Origin of the sequence: Cutibacterium avidum 44067, assembly GCF_000367205.1 — a bacterium.
Taxonomy (GTDB): Bacteria; Actinomycetota; Actinomycetes; order Propionibacteriales; family Propionibacteriaceae; genus Cutibacterium; species Cutibacterium avidum.
The window spans coordinates 1,085,509-1,104,807 of the sequence record NC_021064.1 but is presented as its reverse complement, the minus strand read 5'-3'; the positions used below and the strand labels follow the sequence as shown (position 1 = coordinate 1,104,807).

Genomic DNA, 19,299 nt, shown 5'->3' with positions numbered 1-19,299 from the left:
TGGTGGAGACCTTCCGCACTGTTCGGAATGGCTGCACACTTGATCGGAGGGGCTCGTGTCCATACCCACTCTTTCACCGGAACAGCTTTCGGCTGCTCGTGAAGCAGCGACACGGGCCAGGCGAGTCCGGGCTGAGTTCAAGGCGAGGGTTCGCGCCGGGGACCTGTCGTTGTCCGAGGCCTTGGACGAGGCTGCCGAGGACGATGTACTCGCCCACGTCAAGGTTGTTGACCTGCTGAAGGCCCTTCCTCGCGTGGGGGAGAAGCGCGCTGCCGAGATCATGGAGCGCCTCGATATCGCCCCGAATCGCCGCATTCGTGGCCTGGGCAGACATCAGATCGCCGGCCTGCGTGCCGAGTTCGACCGTTGTTCCTGAGGTTCTTCGCCCCTACGCTGCGCGACGTCGTCGCCATTGACCACTAGGGTGTTGCCATGAGCAGCGACCCCGTCATCCCACAGGCCCGTGGTCTTCGACACGACCATCCCGTCACGGTGGCCGTCGTCTCAGGGCCAACGGCCGTCGGCAAGGGAACGGTGGTCGGCGCGTTGTTCCGTCGCCACCCCGAGATTGTCGTCTCGAGGTCGGTGACGACCCGTCCGCCTCGCCCCACTGAGCGTGACGGCATCGATTACGACTTCGTCACCCCGGCGCAGTTCGACGAGCTTGTCGACGGTGACGGGCTGCTGGAGTGGGCCGTCGTCCACAACAGCCACCGATACGGCACCCCACGCGAACCCGTTGAGAAAGCGGTTGCGGATGATCGCACCGTCATCCTTGAAATCGATCTTCAGGGTGCCCGCCAGGTGCGTGAGACATATCCGCAGGCCACGCAGATCTTTCTCGCCCCGCCATCGTGGGACGAGCTCGTCCACCGTTTGATCGGTCGGGGGACGGAGACCCCCGAACAGCGGGAGCGCCGGTTGCAGACGGCTCGTGTGGAGTTGGCGAATGCCAATGAGTTCGACGCCGTGGTCGTCAACGACACCGTGGACCATGCCGTTGCTTCTCTGGTAGGGTTGTTGGGTCTATGACCACACTGGGAGGACATTCCTTGACCGAGACCACGCCTGAAGGCATCGTCAACCCGCCCATCGACCAGCTCCTCGAGCACGTCGACTCGAAGTACCGCCTCGTTCTCTTCGCCGCGAAGCGCGCCCGTCAGATCAATGCGTATTACTCGCAGCTGGCGGAGGGGCTGCTGGAGAACGTCGGCCCGCTCGTGGAGACGACCAACCAGGAGAAGCCGCTGTCCATCGCCATGCGTGAGATCCAGGCCGGTGTCGTTGAGGCCCATGAGATGGACGCCGAGGAGATCGCTGCTCAGGCCGCTGCGGCCCAGGAGGCCCCGTCCATCGAGCTCGACGATCCCTTCGCTGATCTCGCTGATCCGAACGCCTGATCTGAGTCTGGCGTGAGTGTCGTCGTCCTTGGTGTCGGAGGAGGAATTGCCGCCTACAAGGCGTGTCTGCTCTCGCGACTCCTCTCCGAGGCCGGTCATGAGGTCCATGTCGTCCCCACCAGGGCCGCCCTCGAATTTGTCGGTCGTCCCACGTGGGAGGCACTGAGTGGGCATCCGGTCCACACCGAGGTCTTTGACGATGTTCCCGGCGTCGAGCACATTCGGTTGGCCGAGCGTGCCGACGTGGTCGTCGTTGCCCCAGCGACCGCCGATCTCATGGCGCGTATCGCTGGTGGTCACGCCGACGACCTCCTGACAACGACGATTCTCGCCACGTCCGCGCCGGTTGTGCTGGCGCCCGCCATGCACACCGGGATGTGGCAGAATCCAGCCACCATCGACAATGTCGCGACCCTTCGTCGTCATGGCATCGTCGTCAAGGATCCTGCATCCGGGCGCCTCACCGGTCGGGACTCCGGTCCTGGGCGACTGCCTGATCCGGATGAGATCGCCGAATTCGTTGAGCTGTTGCTGGCCTGTCCGGATGCCGCTGACGCAATGTGCCGCCGGGATCTTGCAGGGAAACGCGTCGTCATCTCGCTGGGTGGCACCCGCGAGGCCATCGACCCAGTGCGTTACCTCGGAAACTCCTCATCCGGACGGATGGGGAAGGCCATCGCTCAGGTGGCAGCTGCTCGAGGTGCGGATGTTCACGTCGTTGCAGCTCACGTCGATGTCGTCATGCCGTCATGCGTCGAGGTGACGCGGATCGACAGCACTGAGGACCTTGCCGAGGCCATGAACGATCTGGCACCTCACGCCGATGTCGTCATCCAGGCCGTTGCGGCCGCCGATTTCGCACCGGTGGCCGCCGACACCAAGATCAAGAAACACGAGGGGGACTCCGCCGTCGGCGCGACGACGTCCCTCGAACTCCACCAGACTCCCGACGTCCTGGCCCGGATCTGTGCCCAATCGGTACCGCATCAGGTCGTCGTCGGGTTTGCCGCCGAGACGGCACCTGACCGTGCCCAGCTCCTTGAGCTGGCGCAGGCCAAACTCGCCCGCAAGGGATGCGATCTATTGGTCGTCAACGACGTGAGCGAGGGGAAGGTGTTCGGCAAGGTCGGCACCGATGTCACCGTGGTCCACCAGCAGGGGCCCGGTCGACGCGTCACCGGATCTAAGTCGCAGGTTGCAGTAGCGGTCCTCGACGAGGTCCACACGCTGCTGGCCACTCAGTAACACGATGCGCGGCTTGTGGCCGCGCGGACAGGAAACTACCATGCCCACCACTCGTCTGTTCACATCCGAATCGGTGACGGAAGGCCATCCCGACAAGATTGCTGATGCAATCTCTGATGCCGTCCTCGATGCTCTCCTTGCCGAGGATCCCCACTCCCACGCAGCCGTGGAAACGGTCGTGACGACCGGTCAGGTGATGGTCTGCGGCGAGGTTACCACTGAGGCCTACGTCGACATCGCGGGTATTGCTCGTTCCCGCATCCTTGACATCGGCTATGACTCCTCGGCCAAGGGCTTCGACGGTGCTTCCTGTGGCGTCTCGGTCGCGATTGATGCCCAGAGCCCCGACATTGCCCAGGGCGTGACCTCAGCCTATGAAACTCGGCATGGTTCCACTGACCTCATCGACGCTCAGGGCGCTGGCGACCAGGGCCTGATGTTCGGATACGCCTGCACCGAGACCCCGTCCCTCATGCCACTCCCGATTGACATGGCCCACGCCCTGTCCCTGCAACTCACCAAGGTCCGCAAGGAGGGCGCGCTGGACTACCTGTGCCCCGACGGCAAAACCCAGGTGACGATCCGTTACGACGAGAACGACAAGCCGGTGGCGGTGGACACCGTCGTCGTCTCCAGCCAGCATCGCGACGGGGTAGACATCGACGCGACGATGACCCCTGATCTGCGTCGCCTGGTCATCGACCCGGTGCTGGAGCGCTACGACCTTGATCACAAGGACATGAGGGTGCTCGTCAACCCGACCGGCAAGTTCGTCATCGGTGGCCCCATGGGCGACGCCGGTCTGACCGGTCGCAAGATCATCGTCGACACCTATGGCGGCATGGCCCGTCACGGTGGCGGTGCCTTCTCCGGCAAGGACCCCTCTAAGGTCGACCGTTCCGCTGCCTACGCCATGCGCTGGGTGGCCAAGAACGTCGTCGCCGCAGGTCTGGCCGACCGCTGCGAGTGCCAGGTGGCTTACGCTATCGGTGCCGCGCGTCCGGTGGGATTCCGCATCGACACCTTCGGGACCAACCACGTTCCCGAGATCGAGATCGAGCGCGCAGTCGCCGAGGTCTTCGACCTTCGTCCCGGCGCGATCATCAAGAACCTTGATCTGCTTCGTCCGATTTACTCCCAGCTCGTCGCCGGAGGACACTTCGGGCGCGAGCTCCCTGGCATCACCTGGGAGGTGACGGACCGTGCCGAGGCCTTGGCCGCGGCCGCCCGTCTCTGAGAGAACACCATCTGTCGCGATGCCGTCGGTGGTGGGCCGTAGTATCTGACCCATGACCGAACCGCTGCTGGAGACGACCACATGGATTGCCCATGTGGTCGTCTCCTCTGGTTTGGCGCACCTGGACCGTCCCTTCGACTACCTCATCCCTGATGACCTCGTCGGTCGGATTCAGGCGGGAACGCGGGTCAGGGTGAAACTCGCCGGACGGCTGTGTGACGGCGTCGTGATGGCGGTCGACCACGAACAGGAACCAGGGGTCAAGCTTTCCCCGGTCGTGAAGTTGATCTCCGAACAGGTCGTGTCGACCCCGGACCAGCTCAGGCTGGCTCGCAAGGTTGCCGATCACTGGGCTGGCACCCTCGACGAGGTGCTCAGGTGGGCCATTCCGACCCGTCATGCGACGACAGAGGCCGCTGACCCGCCGCTGTGGCCAGTCCCGTCCGCGACGATGCCGTCAGGCACCTTGCGGGCTCTCACGGATGGACGTCATTTCCTCGACCTGGTGGCAGCCGGCGAGCGTCCCCGAGTTCATTGGCGGGTCACTCCGGTATGTGGTCCGGGGGACGACGACGGTCTGGGGGACTGGGCCAATGGCCTGTTGCAGGCCGTCTCCGCAGCCCTTGTCTCCGGGCGCAGTGCCATTGTCTGCTGTCCGACCGTCGAGGATGTCACCACCCTCCATTCCAGGTTCGAAGCCGTTCTGGGAGCGGGGACGGTGGCCGTCCTCCACGCTGATCAACCGGCGTCGACGAGATGGCGCCATTACCTGGCCGTCATTCGTGGCACGGCCAAGGTCATCATCGGCACCAGGTCAGCTGTCATGGCCCCCGTCGAGAACCTCGGACTGGTCGCAGTGTGGGACGAGTGCTCTGACCTCCATGACGAACCGCGAGCTCCCTACCCGAACACCCGAGATGTCGCCGCCCTACGAGCCCAGGTCGATCACGGCGCCCTGCTGTTGGCGAGCTACTCCTGCTCGGTTCGCAGTGCGTCGTGGCTGAGGTCAGGCTGGCTCGTGGGCATTCGGGCAGACCGTCAGACGATGAGATCTGTCTGTGCTCCGGTACGCGTCCCAGGGGATTCCGACTTCGCTCTGGAACGAGATCCGTTGGCCCGATCCGTGCGGTTGCCCGATCTGGCCATGACGACGATCCGTGAGGGGTTGCTGCGTGGACCGGTCCTGGTGTCGGTGCCTCGAGTTGGGGATCTGGTCTCACCGTCCTGCTCGGTGTGTCGGACATCCGTGAGATGCCCTTCCTGCTGCGGCCCGGTGACAGGACGGCGTACTGGCACGGGAGTTGACCTGCACTGCACTTGGTGCGGCACCCATCTACCTCGGTGGCGTTGCCCCGAGTGCGGTTCCACCGACGTCAGGTCCGGAATCGTTGGAGCGACGACGACGGCCGGCGAACTGGGCCGCGCCTTCCCGGACGTGCCCGTCGTCGACTCCTCGGGAAACCACGTGCGAGACAGCGTCGACTCAGCTCCCAGACTCGTCGTCGCCACGCCGGGGGCCGAACCAGTGCCGGAATCGGGATACTCCTGCGCCGTCATCCTCGATGCGCTGTCCTCCCTGACTCGACCGGGGCTGGCTGCGGTGGAACAGACCGTTGATCGCTGGATGGCGATCATGGCCTTCGTCAGATCAGTTCGCGATGGCGGGCGGGTGGTCGTCGTCGGTCCATCGGAGGATGCTGCCTTGCAGGCCATGGTTCGCAACGATCCCATCGGTTGGGCGGCCCGTGAGCTCGAGGACCGACGAGAGGCTCGGTTCCCACCCGCGGTTCCCTGTGGGATCGTCGACGGGGAGCCGCAAACGGTCGCCCTGGCAACCGAGCGACTGAACGAGGACATGGGGGACAAGCTGGAAGTGCTGGGCCCGGCCCCTCAACAGCGGCGAGCTGAAGAGAGTGAGCGTGACCGGATCATCGTGCGTCCGGTGGGACAACTCTCCGTCGGGAAGTTGTCCTCAGCTTTGTTCCACCTGCGTTCCAAACACACCATGAACCATGAACAGGGCACTCTGCGCGTCGTCATCGATCCTGCGCATCTCTTGTGAGGCCGGCGGGCGTTGTCCGGCCGATAGGCTGGAAGGGTGAAATTACTTTTCGCTGGCACCCCGGACGTAGCCGTCCCCACCCTGACGGCCCTTGTTGACGACCCACACCATGAGGTTGTTGCCGTCCTGACCCGGCCCGACGCCGCAGTAGGGCGTCACCGCACACCCCGTCCCTGCCCCGTCGCCAAGGCCGCCGAGGATCTTGGCATTCGCGTCATCAAGGCAACCAGCGTGAAGTCCGGCGAGGGACACGACGCCGTCGCGGCCCTCGACATTGATGCCGCAGTCGTTGTCGCTTATGGCGGTCTCATCCCCACGGATCTCCTGGCTGCGCCGAAACATGGTTGGATCAATCTGCACTTCTCCCTGTTGCCCCGTTGGAGGGGAGCTGCTCCGGTGCAGCGGGCCATCATGGCTGGGGACGAGGAGACGGGCGCCTGCGTCTTCCAACTCGTCGAAGACCTCGACGCCGGACCGGTGTATCGCTCCATGACAGTGCCGATTGGCGAGACGGTCACGGCCGGTGAGCTCCTTGACGAACTGGCCCAGACCGCGACCCCGCTGGTGACTCAGACACTCGAGGACATCGATTCCGGGATCGAGCCGACGCCTCAGTCGTCTGAAGGGGTGACGACCGCCCCACAGATACACCCAGGTGACGTCCGCATTGATCTCACGGCTCCTGCCGAGGAGATCGATCATCTGGTTCGTGGCACGTCCCCGACCCCAGGAGCATGGGCTGAACTCGATGACAAGCGCTTCAAGGTGTTGCGCACCTGCCACCTTGGCCCCGACGCAACGGTCCCAGACACCGTGGCGACGGCCCAACCGGGCCAGCTCGTCGCCACCCGCAAGCAGCTCTTCCTCGGGACTGGTTCTCGGCCCCTCGAACTGTTGCAGGTCCAGGCTTTCGGGAAGAAGGCCATGAACGGAGCTGACTGGGCGCGGGGCGCAGGGATTGACGCCGGAACCAGGCTGCGATGAATCAGCGTCCCCACCAGAAACGCCGCAAGGCGGATCCAGCACGACGGCTGGCATACACGGCACTGTTGGCCGTCGAGACCCATGGTGCCTATGCCAACCTTGCCCTGGCCGACCAATTGCGTGCCACCGGGATGTCCGGACGTGACGCGGCGTTCGCGACCGAGCTCGTCGACGGCACCTCCCGCGGATCGGGTACCTGGGATCGCATCATTGAGGCCGCATCAGAGCGAAACCCTGCCAAACTCCAGCCCGGAGTGCGCGTCGTCCTACGGATGGCGGCACACCAGATCCTTGCCATGAGGGTGCCCACCCGAGCTGCTGTGGCCACTTCGGTCGATTTGGCCCGTCAAGTCATCGGGGAACGAGTAACAGGTCTTGTCAACGCCGTATCCCGGCGCATCAGCACCCACAGCCTCGAGGAATGGGCCAGCGAGATCGGTGGACGCGAGGGCGTCGACGTCATGGCCCTGCGAACCCTGCACCCAACGTGGATCGTCAAGGCCTTCCAGGATCGCCTTGGAGCTGACGAGGTGGAGGCCGCTCTGCTGGCGGACAACGAGCCGCCGATCCCGACCCTGGTCGTCCGTCCTGGCCTCGCTGAGCGCGACGAAATTGAGTCTGGGACCCCAACTCGGTATTCCCCATGGGGTGTCGTGCGCCCAGGAAACCCGTCCGATGTCGCTGCGGTGCGTGAGGGGAGGGCCGGCATACAAGATGAGGGCTCTCAATTGGTGATCCTGGCCTTGCTGCACGCAGCCGAGGCAAACGGCAGTTTTGGTCAATGGCTGGATCTCTGTGCCGGACCGGGGGGAAAATCCGCGCTCCTGGCCGGACTCGCGAACCAGCACAACACCAATCTGACCGCGGTGGAACTGCATGAACATCGTGCTGATCTCGTGGCGAAAGCCCTCAAGACCATCCCGGGCAACCATCGCGTCATGACTGCCGACGGCACGTGCCCGCCACTTCCAGCTCGGTCTTTTGACGCCGTCCTTGCTGATGTGCCGTGCTCGGGTCTGGGATCCCTGCGCAGACGTCCAGAAGCGCGCTGGCGTCGTACTCCTGCTGACGTCGAGGAGTTGACCCACCTGCAGCGTCGGCTCCTTACCTCGGCGGTCAATCTCAGTCGACCAGGTGGGATCGTCGGATACGTCACGTGCTCACCGCACCGAGCCGAAACCATCGATATCGTTGAGTATGCTCGCGCGTCCCTGCCAGTTGACGTTTTCGACGCTCCTGCCATGCTTCCGGGCATTCCTGGTATCGCTGCGTCCGGAAACTCGAACGCCATCCAACTGTGGCCACATCGTCACGGCACCGATGCCATGTTTTGCGCATTGTTCCGTATACACGACGAGTGAGGAATGCGATTATCAGGCATATGTGTGGCTGACGGATGTCAACGACATCCCAAGATCAGAAACAGCCCGGTCCACGCTGACGTCGGCACTTGATGCACTGGGTATTTCCGGAAGCGGGGCCGAAGGGTGTGGTTGCCCCGGGTTGGTGGGCAACCACACCGTAGGTCGGAACATGCTACGTGTGACATCGGTCGGCAGCGGCCTTGGTGCGCGTGGTGCTCGACACGGTATGGAGGACAAAAGTTAGCTCTCGTCATCCTGCGAAGTTCCTTGGTATACATGTAGGTAGCTCTTTGGGGGATATCCCGGCTTTTGTATTCTCAGCACTCGGTCTCGTCTGCGACAGTGATGTGGTCCGAAGTCGTGGACACGTCGCTCTAACGAGGAGAACCTCATGAGGATCAAGTTGATCGCCGCCCCACTGGTTGCCGGTGCCCTGATGGCTCCAGTCGCTCTTTCCACCCCCGCGGCTCACGCTGCCGTGCCGGCTGTTTCCGCCGTGTCGAGTAATACCTCTGATGCACACGCATTGCTTGGCGATGTCAATAATCGTATTCACTCGCTGACCAATGATCTCAAGGTCGCCAAGGCCTCTCTGTCTCCTAAGGAGGTCATTGATACCATTTCGGACCTCCTGAAGCAGGCCAAGATTCTTAAGGCCCAGCTTGAGAAGGTCATCAAGGGAGTCACCACCTTCGTCAAGTCGATTCCGGCTCGTGTCGAGTTGTTCCTGACCATGTGCGACACCACGCACACCGCAACTCTCACCATTCAGGACAAGGTGCAGAACGCGCATACTGTCGTGTTCGATGAGATTGCCCACGCTATCAACGTGCTGATTTCTCTTGATTCCACCCCCGCGCAGTTGACCGACGAGGTGGCTGCTCTTAAAAAGGCTCTCGCTACGGCTCAGGCCATGCCTGACCTTAAGCCGACCGATGTTGCCACCAAGTTCGTGCGTGCCAAACTGGGACGCTTGATGGCGCAAGTTCTATTTGATCGCGACACCTGCGTCATCAATTACAAGGACGGCGACACCATCCGTCTGCTCAACCGTGCCATCGACAGGGCTGGTCTCATTCGTGGTAACGCATGGGTGCGGGTCGCCGAGGTCGACCAGGCCATGAAGGACCTCAAGGTCGCCTACCAGGATGCCCTCAAGGCCCCGAACAAGAAGGATGCTCCGGCCTCGCCATCCTTCTGCATGCCGGCTGCCAATGCTCCGATAACTCTTGCCTGATACCAATGATCCTCGGGGCCACGGTGGTGGTCCCGAGGATTGCCTCAGGCGTGGCTGGCTATGTCAGTCGTGATCAATGTCCTTTCCACATCCGGGGCAATGGCGTGAGTCGCAGTCGTCACCGGTGGACGATGCGGAAGCCACGATGTTGGTGATGATGCATCGAAAGGGTATTGCGGATGTCCACACATGACGGTTACCGAATCGGCCACCGTCCAGTGGCCGTGCATCGCGACATGTCGCGGGTCAGGCGTCGGTGTTCCTGCACTCGAGCCTGTGTCGATAGTTGACGAGCGACGCGTTAGTCGTCGTCATCAACTCTGGATACCCCATCACTTCAAGCGGGGATGATGGGTCACGGTCTTGACGTCGTGGCAAGGAGAGTGCTTCCCCGCGTCCCTGTATGACCCTCTAGGCTGACAGCATGACTGTTCGCATCACGCCGTCCATCTTGAATGCCAATTTGGCCAGCCTCGCCGATGAGGTGGGACGAATCCCGTCAGCAGACGGTTTGCATATCGACGTCATGGACGGCCATTTCGTGCCGAACCTCGTCATGGGAGCGCCTTTCGTGGCATCCCTGCGTCCAACCACTGACCTCATGTTTGACGTCCACCTCATGATCGAGGACCCCGACAGGTGGGCACCGCAATATGTCGAGGCCGGTGCCCAGTCAGTCACATTCCACCTGGAAGCTGCCACCGCGCCCATCAAGCTGGCTCGCGAGCTGCGGGCGATGGGAGCGCGAGCATCCGTGGCACTGCGTCCGGCGACCCCAGTCGAGCAGCTCGCTGGTTTCCTGACCGAGTTTGACCAGATTCTCCTCATGACCGTGGAGCCTGGATTCGGCGGACAGAAATTCCTCGATCCCGTTCTCGCCAAGATCCGTAGTGCACGCAAACTCATTGACGCATCCGGGGCGGACATCTGGTTGCAGATTGACGGCGGAGTCTCGGCTGACACCATTGAGCGCGCCGCCGAGGCCGGTGCTGACACCTTCGTGGCGGGTTCCGCCGTCTACCGATCCGATGACCCCGACCAGGTCGTCACCTCACTGCGCAATCAGGCTCAGGCGGCCCAGGACTGCTGCCACTGAGTACTGCGGTCAGGTACCGCGGTGGCGTAGATAGGACTGAAACTCCACGGCCAGGACGTCTCCCGTAAGCCCCTCGGGCAGGGTGGCATCCTGTTCCGTCTCGAGGGCTGCGACGTACTCGGCCAGTTCGGGATGCTCAGACAGGGCCTCGTCGATGGCTCCGACCCATTCTCGCTTGTCCTCCTCGAGACCAGCTTGCGGCACGGCAATCCCGGTGAGTTCCTCGATCCGGACAAGGAGGGACTGCACAGCCGGAGGGCAGGGGGATTCACAGGCGTATTGCGGCACCCCGACCCACAGCCCGATGGCGTTGAAGTCGTGGCGCCGTGCCTCTGTGACAAGGACGAAGGGGATGCCCGTCGGGCCGTCGTACTCGAGCTTCTCCGCCCCCAGGGCACTGACGAGGTCAGGGTCGGTCGTCGAGACCATCACGGGCAATTGCCGTGTGTGGGCGACATCAGTGGCCATCGCGCCAAGCACGACGAGACCAGCCGGTTTGAGCTTGCGTAGTCGCCGCAGCAAGCGGAAGCAGTAGGTTCGCCAGCGCAGACTTGGCTCCGGACCGGTGACGATGACGATCGGCTGGCCTTGCCACCCGCCAACACGGATCGTCGTGCACGGCCAGTTGACGATTTCGACGTCATTCATGACGGTGATGGCAGGACGGGTCTGACGGAAGTCGTGGAACTCCTCGCCACCAATCGTCCGCCAGGTTTTCGCCTCGGAGTACTTAGCGATGAGGGTCGCCGCTTGGGTGGCGGCCGAGCCGGCGTCGTTCCAGCCACTGAAGGCCACCACGACCCATGGCCGGTCCATGTGTCGAAATCGCATGGTGCCAAGGCTAGCCTGACCCCTAGGCTGGAACCCATGACCCTTCGCACCGCTCTGTCCCGGCACGTTCTCGTCATTGATGGCGCCATGGGCACGATGCTGCAGAGCAGCGATCTCACGATAGATGACTTCCAGGGACTTGAGGGCTGCAATGAGATACTCAATGTCACCCGACCCGATGTCATCTCCCGCATTCATGACGCCTACCTGGATTCCGGGGCTGACATCATCGAGACCAACACCTTCGGTGTGAACCTGCCGGCCCTGACGGAGTACGGCATCGCTCCACGTGCTGTCGAACTGGCATCTGCTGCCACGAAACTGGCTCGCGAGGCAGCTGACAAGCGTACGGACAAGCCGCGTTACGTCGTTGGATCGATCGGTCCGGGAACCAAGCTGCCGACCCTTCGTCAGATTGGTTTCGCCGCCATCCGCGATGTCTACCAGCAGGTCATCGAGGCCATGATTGACGCGGGCGCCGACGGCGTCCAGATCGAGACCTGCCAGGACCTCTTGCAGGCTCGCGCCGCAATCATAGGCGCTCATCGTGCCGGCACCGCGCGCAAGGTCGACCTGCCTATTCTCGTCGACTTCACCGTCGAGACCACCGGAATCATGCTCATGGGGTCGGAGAGCGGTGCAGCGTTGACGGTGCTGGAATCTCTCGGCGTCGACGCCATCGGCCTCAACTGCGCCACCGGACCCGCCGAGATGGCCGAGCACCTGCGCACCCTGTCCCGCGGCGCACAGGTGCCGATCATGTGCATGCCGAACGCCGGCCTGCCCGAGATCACGGGGGAGGGGGCCCGCTATCCCCTTGGTCCTGACGATCTTGCCCCCGTTCTGGACGACTACGTTGATCGTTACGGCCTATCGGTCGTCGGCGGCTGCTGTGGTACCACCCCCGACCACATCCATGCCATTGCCGAGCGGGTTTCAGGTCGACCGGTTCCCGAGCGCGAGATTCACCACGTCGACGCCGTGGCCTCCCTGTACAACGACGTCCCGCTGAGCCAGGACACCGCCTATCTGGCCATTGGCGAGCGCACCAACGCCAACGGTTCCAAGGCCTTCCGTGAAGCGATGTTGGCCCAGAACTGGGATGAGTGTGTTGACATCGCCAGGGCCCAGACCCGCGACGGCGCCCACTTGCTCGACCTGTGCGTCGACTACGTCGGTCGCGATGGCGTGGCGGACATGTCCGAACTCAGCGCCCGACTGGCCACCGCCTGCACGCTGCCAATCATCCTTGACTCCACCGAACCTGACGTCCTGGCTGCCGGTCTGGAGCATCTGCCCGGTCGCTGCATCATCAACTCGGTGAACTTCGAGGACGGGGACGGTCCTGGATCGCGCTACCAGCGCGTCATGCCGATGGTCGTCGAGAATGGGGCTGGAGTCGTCGCACTCACCATTGACGAGGAGGGCCAGGCACGCACCGCCGAGTGGAAGGTACGGGTGGCCTCTCGTCTCATCGATGATCTCGTCGACAACTGGGGCATGGACATTGGTGACATCCTCGTCGACTGCCTCACCTTCCCGATCGGCACTGGTCAGGAGGAGACCCGCCGCGACGGTCTGGAGACCATCAACGCCATCGCCGAGATCAAGAAGCGTTACCCGGGTGTACGTACCACCCTCGGTGTCTCGAACATCTCCTTCGGCCTCAACCCGGCTGCCCGCATCGTCCTCAACTCGGTCTTCCTCCACGAGGCTGTCAAGGCCGGTCTGGACTCGGCCATCGTCCACACCGCAAAAATCCTGCCGATCGATCGCATTCCGGAGGAACAGCGCGAGGTCGCCCTCGACCTCGTCCACGACCGGCGTCATGACGGTTATGACCCGCTCAATCGCTTCCTGGAACTCTTCGAAGGAGTGACGGCTGCCTCGATGCGTGCCGAGCGTGAGGCCGAGCTGGCCGCCATGCCGCTGTTCGAGCGCCTCAAACAGCGCATCATCGACGGCAATGCCAAGGGCCTGGAGGATGACCTCGACGAGGCCATGGAGTCCAAGGCTGCTCTCGACATCGTGAACGAGGATCTGCTGGCCGGCATGCAGGTGGTTGGCGACCTCTTCGGGTCGGGCAAGATGCAGCTTCCCTTCGTGCTGCAGTCCGCGGAGGTCATGAAGGTGGCAGTCGCTCACCTCGAGCCTCACATGGACAAGTCGGACACCTCCGGCAAGGGCACCCTGGTGCTCGCCACGGTCAAGGGAGACGTCCACGACATCGGCAAGAACCTCGTCGACATCATCGTCTCCAACAACGGCTATCACGTCGTCAATTTGGGCATCAAGCAGCCGGTGACGGCGATCATCGAGGCCGCCGAGACCCATCGGGCTGACGTCATCGGCATGTCTGGTCTGCTGGTGAAGTCGACGATGGTCATGAAGGACAACCTGCTCGAGTTGAACCAGACCGGACTGGCCTCCAAATACCCAGTCATGCTCGGTGGTGCTGCCCTGACGAGGACATTCGTCGAGGAGGACCTCAACGACCTGTTCGAGGGCGAGGTGCGCTACGCGAGGGACGCCTTCGAGGGACTTCGCCTCATGGATTCCGTGATGGCCGTCAAGAAGGGGGTTCCGGGAGCTGAACTCCCGAAGCCTCGACGCCGTCGTATCAAGGTCAAACAGGCCGCTGTTGAGACCGACGACATGACTTCTGATGACAATGCCCCGCGCGCCGATGTGGCCCGACCGGTTCCAGGGTCGGTCGAGATCCCGACCCCGCCGTTCTGGGGTTCGAGAGTCTCGACGGGTATTCCGTTGGCCGACGTGTTGGTCTGGCTCGACGAGCGCGCCACCTTCATGGGCCGATGGGGTCTTAAGGGTTCGCGCAGCGACGGGTCCTGGGATCGCATGGTCAATGAGGTGGCTCGGCCCCGTTTACGACTTCTCCTGGACCGCATCCGTCAGGAGAACCTGGCCCAGTTCGGCGTGGTTGATGGTTACTGGCCGTGCTTCTCCCAGGGGCACGACCTCATCATCCTGGACCCCGAGGACACCTCGAGGGAGGTCACCCGGTTCACCTTCCCACGCCAAAGTAGTGGTCGGAAGCTCTGCCTGGTCGACTTCTTCCGCGACGTCGACGAGGCTGGCGAGTACGGCCCGGACGTCATTGGTTTCCAGCTGGTGACGATGGGCAAGGCCGTCTCGGCTGCCACCCAACGACTCTTCGAGGCCAATTCCTACCGGGAGTACCTCGAGTTGCACGGGCTGTCCGTTCAGTTGACCGAAGCCCTCGCCGAGATGTGGCACGCCCGTGTGCGTCATGAATTGAGGATTGACGACGACGGTACCTCCGTCACCGATGCCATCGATCATCAGACCTATCGGGGCTGCCGGTACAGTTTCGGGTACGCCGCCTGCCCGAACCTCGATGACAGGGCCAAGGTGGTGAAACTGCTCAACCCGGCGAGGATCGGTGTGGAGCTGTCGGAGGAGTTCCAGCTCCATCCAGAACAGTCCACCGACGCCTTCGTCTTCCATCACCCGGAGGCCAACTATTTCAACGCCAAGTGAGACGTCCTTGCACACCTCGACTGCCAACCGTTTTGCAGCGGTGTTGTGGGACTTTGACGGGACCCTCGTCGATACAGAACCTCGCTGGGTCGAGGCAGAACTGGCGATTCTGTCCTCCCACGGAATCATGTGGGAGCCCGAAAAGGCCAGTAGCTTCACTGGCGGACCGATGACCGATGTCTGCGAGGCGATGGCCGGAGAGATTGGGGAGTCGGTAACCGCCGAGGATGTGCGGCACCAGCTCATCACGATGGTCTCGACCTTCAACCGGGAACGAGAGGTGCCGTGGCGTCCGGGTGTGCTGGACCTGCTGACAGAGATCCGTGAGGCCGGGGTGCCCATGGCGCTCGTGACGGGATCGGCCCACGCCGTCGTCGAGCCGGTGCTTGAGGCCGTCCACGACCGTATCGGCAACCCCTTTGACACCGTTGTGACCTTCGACGACGTCACCCCGGGGACGGCCAAACCGGCGCCAGATCCGTACTTGTTGGCTGCCGAAAGGCTTGGCGTCGACATCGCCGACTGTCTGGCGATCGAGGATTCTCCCAAGGGGACTACCTCAGCGACGACCGCTGGGGCCGCGGTGCTCACCGTTGACGGGCTGGCCGAGATCGGTCCTGGACCTCGCCGGGTTCATCGCCCGGACCTGTCCGGTCTGTCACTGGCTGGTCTCGTCAGCCTGTGGCACCTTGCCGACGAGCCTGCTGCTCCGGTGTCAAATGGCGGCGGGGGAGTCCTGCGTTCTGGGGAGCGGATCACCCTCACTGATCCCAAGGGGCGCAAACACTCGATCGTCCTGCAGTCGGGTGGCATCTTCCACACCACGAAGGGGGCAGTGCGCCACGACGACCTCATCGGCGGGCCTCAGGGAGTCGTCGTCACCTCCGTCGGCGGCTTGCAGTTCCTGGCCATGCGACCGATTCTCAGCGAGTTCACCGTCTCGATGCCGCGTGAGGCCGCGATCATCTACCCCAAGGAGGCGGCCCAGATCACGATGTGGGCCGACATCTTCCCCGGGGCGCGCGTACTGGAGGCCGGAGTCGGGTCCGGCGGCCTGTCGATCCCATTGCTGCGCGCCATTGGGCCGAACGGACGCCTGTATTCCTACGAGAGGCGGCAGGAGTTCGCTGACGTCGCCCGCAAGAACGTCGAGTCCTTCTATGGCGAGGTGCCGTCCACCTGGGATCTCAAGGTCTCCGACTTGGTGACTGGCATTACGTCCGAGCCGATCGACCGCGCCATCCTCGACATGCTTGCCCCATGGGAGTGCGTCGAGACGGTTGGCAAGGTGTTGGTTCCGGGCGGCGTGCTGTGCTGCTATGTCGCCACCACGACCCAGATGGGTCGGGTAATGGACACTCTTCGTGCCGATGGTGGATGGACGGAGCCGCAGGCCACCGAGACGACGACCCGGGACTGGCACGCTGAAGGCTTGGCCATCCGTCCGGCTCACGGGACGACGGGTCATACCGGCTTCCTCGTCATTTCACGTCGGCTTGCTCCTGGTGTGACGGCGCCAGTGCGTAAGCGTCGCCCTGCTCCGGGCGCTTACGGGCCTGACTATCACGGACCTCGTCCACGCAACATCACCGAGCACGATCAGTGGCGGTTGCCGAAGGAGGAGAAGTGATGGTTGGGGTCGCATGACCACGTTGTGGCTGTGCCGCTGACGCGTTCAACCGCACGGTTTCATCAACAACCACAGAAGAGGGCCGGCGGGGTTCACCCGCCGGCCCTCTTGCCGTCACACCTGCCGTTTCCTGCGACGCGCCGTCCTGGTGCCGATCATCATGGCTCGCCACCCGATGAGGGTGAGAGCCAGAAAGCTTGCCGCCACGATGATGAAGGCGACTGCCACCCCCTGATCGGTGAAGTAGCGAACCACCATTCCCACGAGGAGGGTGGACGCCCACAAAACCAGTCCAGCCAGCCAGCGCTGTGCCGGGATACGAGCTGTCACGACGATGACCCAACCGACGGCAAGGCCCAGCACGAACGGCGTGCCGGTTCGTAACAGGCCACCGGGGGAGAGGGCCTCCCCGTGGTTGGCCCGTCCAATCGTTGCGAACAGGATCACGCAGATGATGTCGGCGACGAGAGCCCGTCGTACCGAGGGCGATGCCAGCTCGTCATTCATCGCGGCCTCACGGAGAAGGCGAAGTCGGCCGTGGAGGTCGATGTGATCATCGGCGGGTGCAGGTCACGCATGCGGAACAGCTTGTGGCGATGGACAAGGGCCAGGGTGATGATCGTCGAGATGATGAGGATGCCACCCTCGACGGCGAATCCAAGCGCCATCGTCGACATCGGTCCACCTGAGATGAGGACGCGGAAGGCGTCGACGGAGTACTTCATCGGCATGACGACTGCCAGCTTCTGATAGACCGGCGGCAGCATCGTGACAGGGAAGGTTCCGCCACATGTGGGCAGCTGGAGTACCAAGAGGATGAGGAAGATGGCTGTCTGTGGCGAGCCGAAGATGAGTCGCATCCAGAAGGCCAGCATCATCCATGACAGTGATGCCAACGTCACAAAACCTATGAAGTACCAGGGATGGACCGGGTCGAGTCCCAAGGTCAACCAGACGCCGAAGGCCATGATGTACGCACCAACCAAGGCGATCACCGCCAGCGGGCCAAAGCCGACGAGCGCGATCGACAGGGCATTGGCCCGACCAGTCATGGCACGACCGGAGAAGGTACGCACGACGAGGAAGGTCGAGATGCAGGCGATCCACATGGCGATGGAGAAGAACATCGGCGCGAGGCCACGTCCGTAGTACTTCGCGGAGTGGAGGATGGTCTGCTCGACGTCGACCGGGGAACTCATGACATTGGCCAGATTGGTGCGCTGGTCATCCGTCATGCCGGGTATCTGTTTGGCACCGGTATCGAGGCCCTGATGGAGCTTTGTCGCTCCCTTGGACAGAGCGTCAGCACCCGCCTTGAGCTGCCCCAGACCATTGCTCAACTGCATGACGCCAGAGGCAATTTCCGGAGCTTTCGCGGTGAAGTCGCGGCCGGCGTCGGTGGCGTTGTTGACAGCCTTGTTGAGATCCTGGGCAGCTGAATCAGCGTTGTCCATGGCACCGTTGATCGTCTCAAGGCCATTGTTGACCTGCTGCGCATCCTTGTTGAGACGGTTCAGCGAGGCCTTGGCATTGTCGGCCAGGGTGTCAGCATTCTGCTGATTGAGGCTCAGATTGAGGCCGGCCGAGATATTTGCGACCGCCGCAATATTGGACGACACGGTCGTCGTTGAACTTGCGGCGCCATTGATTTGCTTGGTCAATGCGATGTAGTCAGGATCATCGGCAAGTTCAGGATGTTTGGCAGCAAGAGCCGATGCCTTGTTCGCCGCCCCGGTCACATCGTGCTGAATCTTGACGACAGAATTCCCGTTGGGATTCTGCAACGTCGCCGTCGCCGAGACGAGGTTACCGGCCTGTTTCTGCAAAGCAGGAAGGTTCTTGGTCACATTGTTGATGAGCGGAATCATTGCAGAATTGACGGCCTGGGCATCGGCCATGACGCTTTGTGCGGCGCCGGTGATGGCTTGGGCACCCACCCGGGTCTGGCTCACTGCCATCGACGTCTTGGCCGCTGCCGAATCGGCGTTCGCCAGTGCGGAATTTACCTTGTTGACGGTTGCGGTGGAGTCGCCAACGGCCTTGGTCGCCCCCAGGACCTTGGTGTTCATCTCATTGACGCCGGCGTCAAGGGTTTTCATGCCGGAGTCGAGTGTTGCTGAGCCCTCGGACGCTTTCGTCAATGAGTCCTTGATGACGCCCAGGTTGACGAAAAGTGCATTGAAGTAGGTCTCGGACACACTTTGGTCCAAGGCCTGCTCAAGGGCTGTCTGAACCTGTGAGGTCAACAGACCGATGATGAATCCGTTTGCGTCGTCACGGTGGAGCTTGAGTGTCGCCCGAGCCGGCTTGAAGTCACCGGCAGACACGATGCTCGTCGAGAAGTTCTCGGGTACCTCGATGACCATGAAGTACTCGGCGTCACGAAGACCCTGATAGGCCTTGTCCTCATCGGTTCCGAGGAACTGCCAGTCGAATCGCGGATTCTTCTTCAGAGTTTCCTGGAACTCCTTGCCACCTTCGATGGTCCGACCATCAAACGTGGCCGGCTTGTCATGATTGACGATCGCAATCTTCACCTTGTCGGTATTGGAATAAAGATCCCAGTTGGCGTGAAGATAAATACCACCGTACAGCAGCGGAATAATGAGAATGAAGATGAGGCCGAGCTTGGAGCGTCCTTTGAAACGCCGAAACTCGAACTGTACGAGTCTGATGAATCGAGTCAGCATG

15 protein-coding genes are annotated in these 19,299 nt (G+C 62.6%); 12 read left to right on the top strand and 3 right to left on the bottom strand.

The genetic code is table 11. The annotated features are described in order from the left end of the window. Positions 1-55 precede the first annotated feature (55 nt). From mihF to rpe, 10 genes are all read left to right on the top strand, one after another. A complete protein-coding gene (gene mihF, locus PALO_RS05050; protein WP_004811306.1) occupies positions 56-376 on the top strand; it encodes an integration host factor, actinobacterial type in 321 nt (106 codons plus the stop codon). A 56-nt stretch (positions 377-432) separates the two neighbouring features. Further along, positions 433-1,032: a guanylate kinase gene (gene gmk, locus PALO_RS05045; protein ID WP_015582676.1), complete on the top strand. Its 600-nt coding sequence runs from the start codon at positions 433-435 to the stop codon at positions 1,030-1,032. 20 nt (positions 1,033-1,052) lie between these two features. Next, entirely contained in the window at positions 1,053-1,400 is a 348-nt protein-coding gene (gene rpoZ, locus PALO_RS05040; protein ID WP_015582675.1) for a DNA-directed RNA polymerase subunit omega, read from the top strand. Positions 1,401-1,412: 12 nt separating this feature from the next. Next, positions 1,413-2,645, top strand: coding sequence for a bifunctional phosphopantothenoylcysteine decarboxylase/phosphopantothenate--cysteine ligase CoaBC (gene coaBC / locus PALO_RS05035; RefSeq protein WP_015582674.1), 1,233 nt, complete (start codon positions 1,413-1,415; stop codon positions 2,643-2,645). 40 nt (positions 2,646-2,685) lie between these two features. After that, on the top strand, positions 2,686-3,882 hold the full coding sequence (gene metK / locus PALO_RS05030; RefSeq protein ID WP_004811298.1) for a methionine adenosyltransferase: 1,197 nt from the start codon (positions 2,686-2,688) through the stop codon (positions 3,880-3,882). Positions 3,883-3,934: 52 nt separating this feature from the next. Next, positions 3,935-5,944 (top strand): primosomal protein N', encoded by a 2,010-nt coding sequence (locus PALO_RS05025; protein WP_015582673.1) that lies wholly within the window; start codon positions 3,935-3,937, stop codon positions 5,942-5,944. Positions 5,945-5,980: 36 nt separating this feature from the next. Continuing rightward, entirely contained in the window at positions 5,981-6,928 is a 948-nt protein-coding gene (fmt, locus tag PALO_RS05020) for a methionyl-tRNA formyltransferase (RefSeq protein WP_015582672.1), read from the top strand. Beyond that, a complete protein-coding gene (locus tag PALO_RS05015; RefSeq protein WP_015582671.1) occupies positions 6,925-8,289 on the top strand; it encodes an RsmB/NOP family class I SAM-dependent RNA methyltransferase in 1,365 nt (454 codons plus the stop codon). The genes fmt and PALO_RS05015 overlap by 4 nt, the downstream gene beginning before the upstream one ends. Positions 8,290-8,683: 394 nt before the next feature. Continuing rightward, on the top strand, positions 8,684-9,529 hold the full coding sequence (locus tag PALO_RS05010) for a CAMP factor family pore-forming toxin (RefSeq protein ID WP_015582670.1): 846 nt from the start codon (positions 8,684-8,686) through the stop codon (positions 9,527-9,529). Positions 9,530-9,953: 424 nt separating this feature from the next. Then, on the top strand, positions 9,954-10,625 hold the full coding sequence (rpe, locus tag PALO_RS05005) for a ribulose-phosphate 3-epimerase (RefSeq protein WP_015582669.1): 672 nt from the start codon (positions 9,954-9,956) through the stop codon (positions 10,623-10,625). Between the two features lie 9 nt (positions 10,626-10,634). Here rpe and PALO_RS05000 read toward each other — a convergent pair whose 3' ends face one another. After that, positions 10,635-11,441 (bottom strand): proteasome assembly chaperone family protein, encoded by an 807-nt coding sequence (locus PALO_RS05000; protein ID WP_004811285.1) that lies wholly within the window; start codon positions 11,439-11,441, stop codon positions 10,635-10,637. Between the two features lie 51 nt (positions 11,442-11,492). Between PALO_RS05000 and metH the strand changes: the two genes are divergently transcribed. Then, positions 11,493-14,978, top strand: a complete 3,486-nt coding sequence (metH, locus tag PALO_RS04995) for a methionine synthase (RefSeq protein ID WP_015582667.1) — start codon at positions 11,493-11,495, stop codon at positions 14,976-14,978. A 7-nt stretch (positions 14,979-14,985) separates the two neighbouring features. After that, a complete protein-coding gene (locus PALO_RS04990; RefSeq protein ID WP_015582666.1) occupies positions 14,986-16,608 on the top strand; it encodes an HAD-IA family hydrolase in 1,623 nt (540 codons plus the stop codon). A gap of 114 nt (positions 16,609-16,722) precedes the next feature. On the opposite strand, the gene PALO_RS04985 is transcribed toward PALO_RS04990, so the two are convergent. Next, the gene (locus PALO_RS04985) at positions 16,723-17,115 is read right to left on the bottom strand and encodes a DUF3054 domain-containing protein (RefSeq protein ID WP_015582665.1); all 393 of its coding nucleotides are present in this window, start codon (positions 17,113-17,115) and stop codon (positions 16,723-16,725) included. Further along, complete coding sequence (locus PALO_RS04980) at positions 17,112-19,298, bottom strand: YhgE/Pip domain-containing protein (protein ID WP_015582664.1); 2,187 nt, start codon at positions 19,296-19,298, stop codon at positions 17,112-17,114. The genes PALO_RS04985 and PALO_RS04980 overlap by 4 nt, the downstream gene beginning before the upstream one ends. Position 19,299 lies beyond the last annotated feature (1 nt).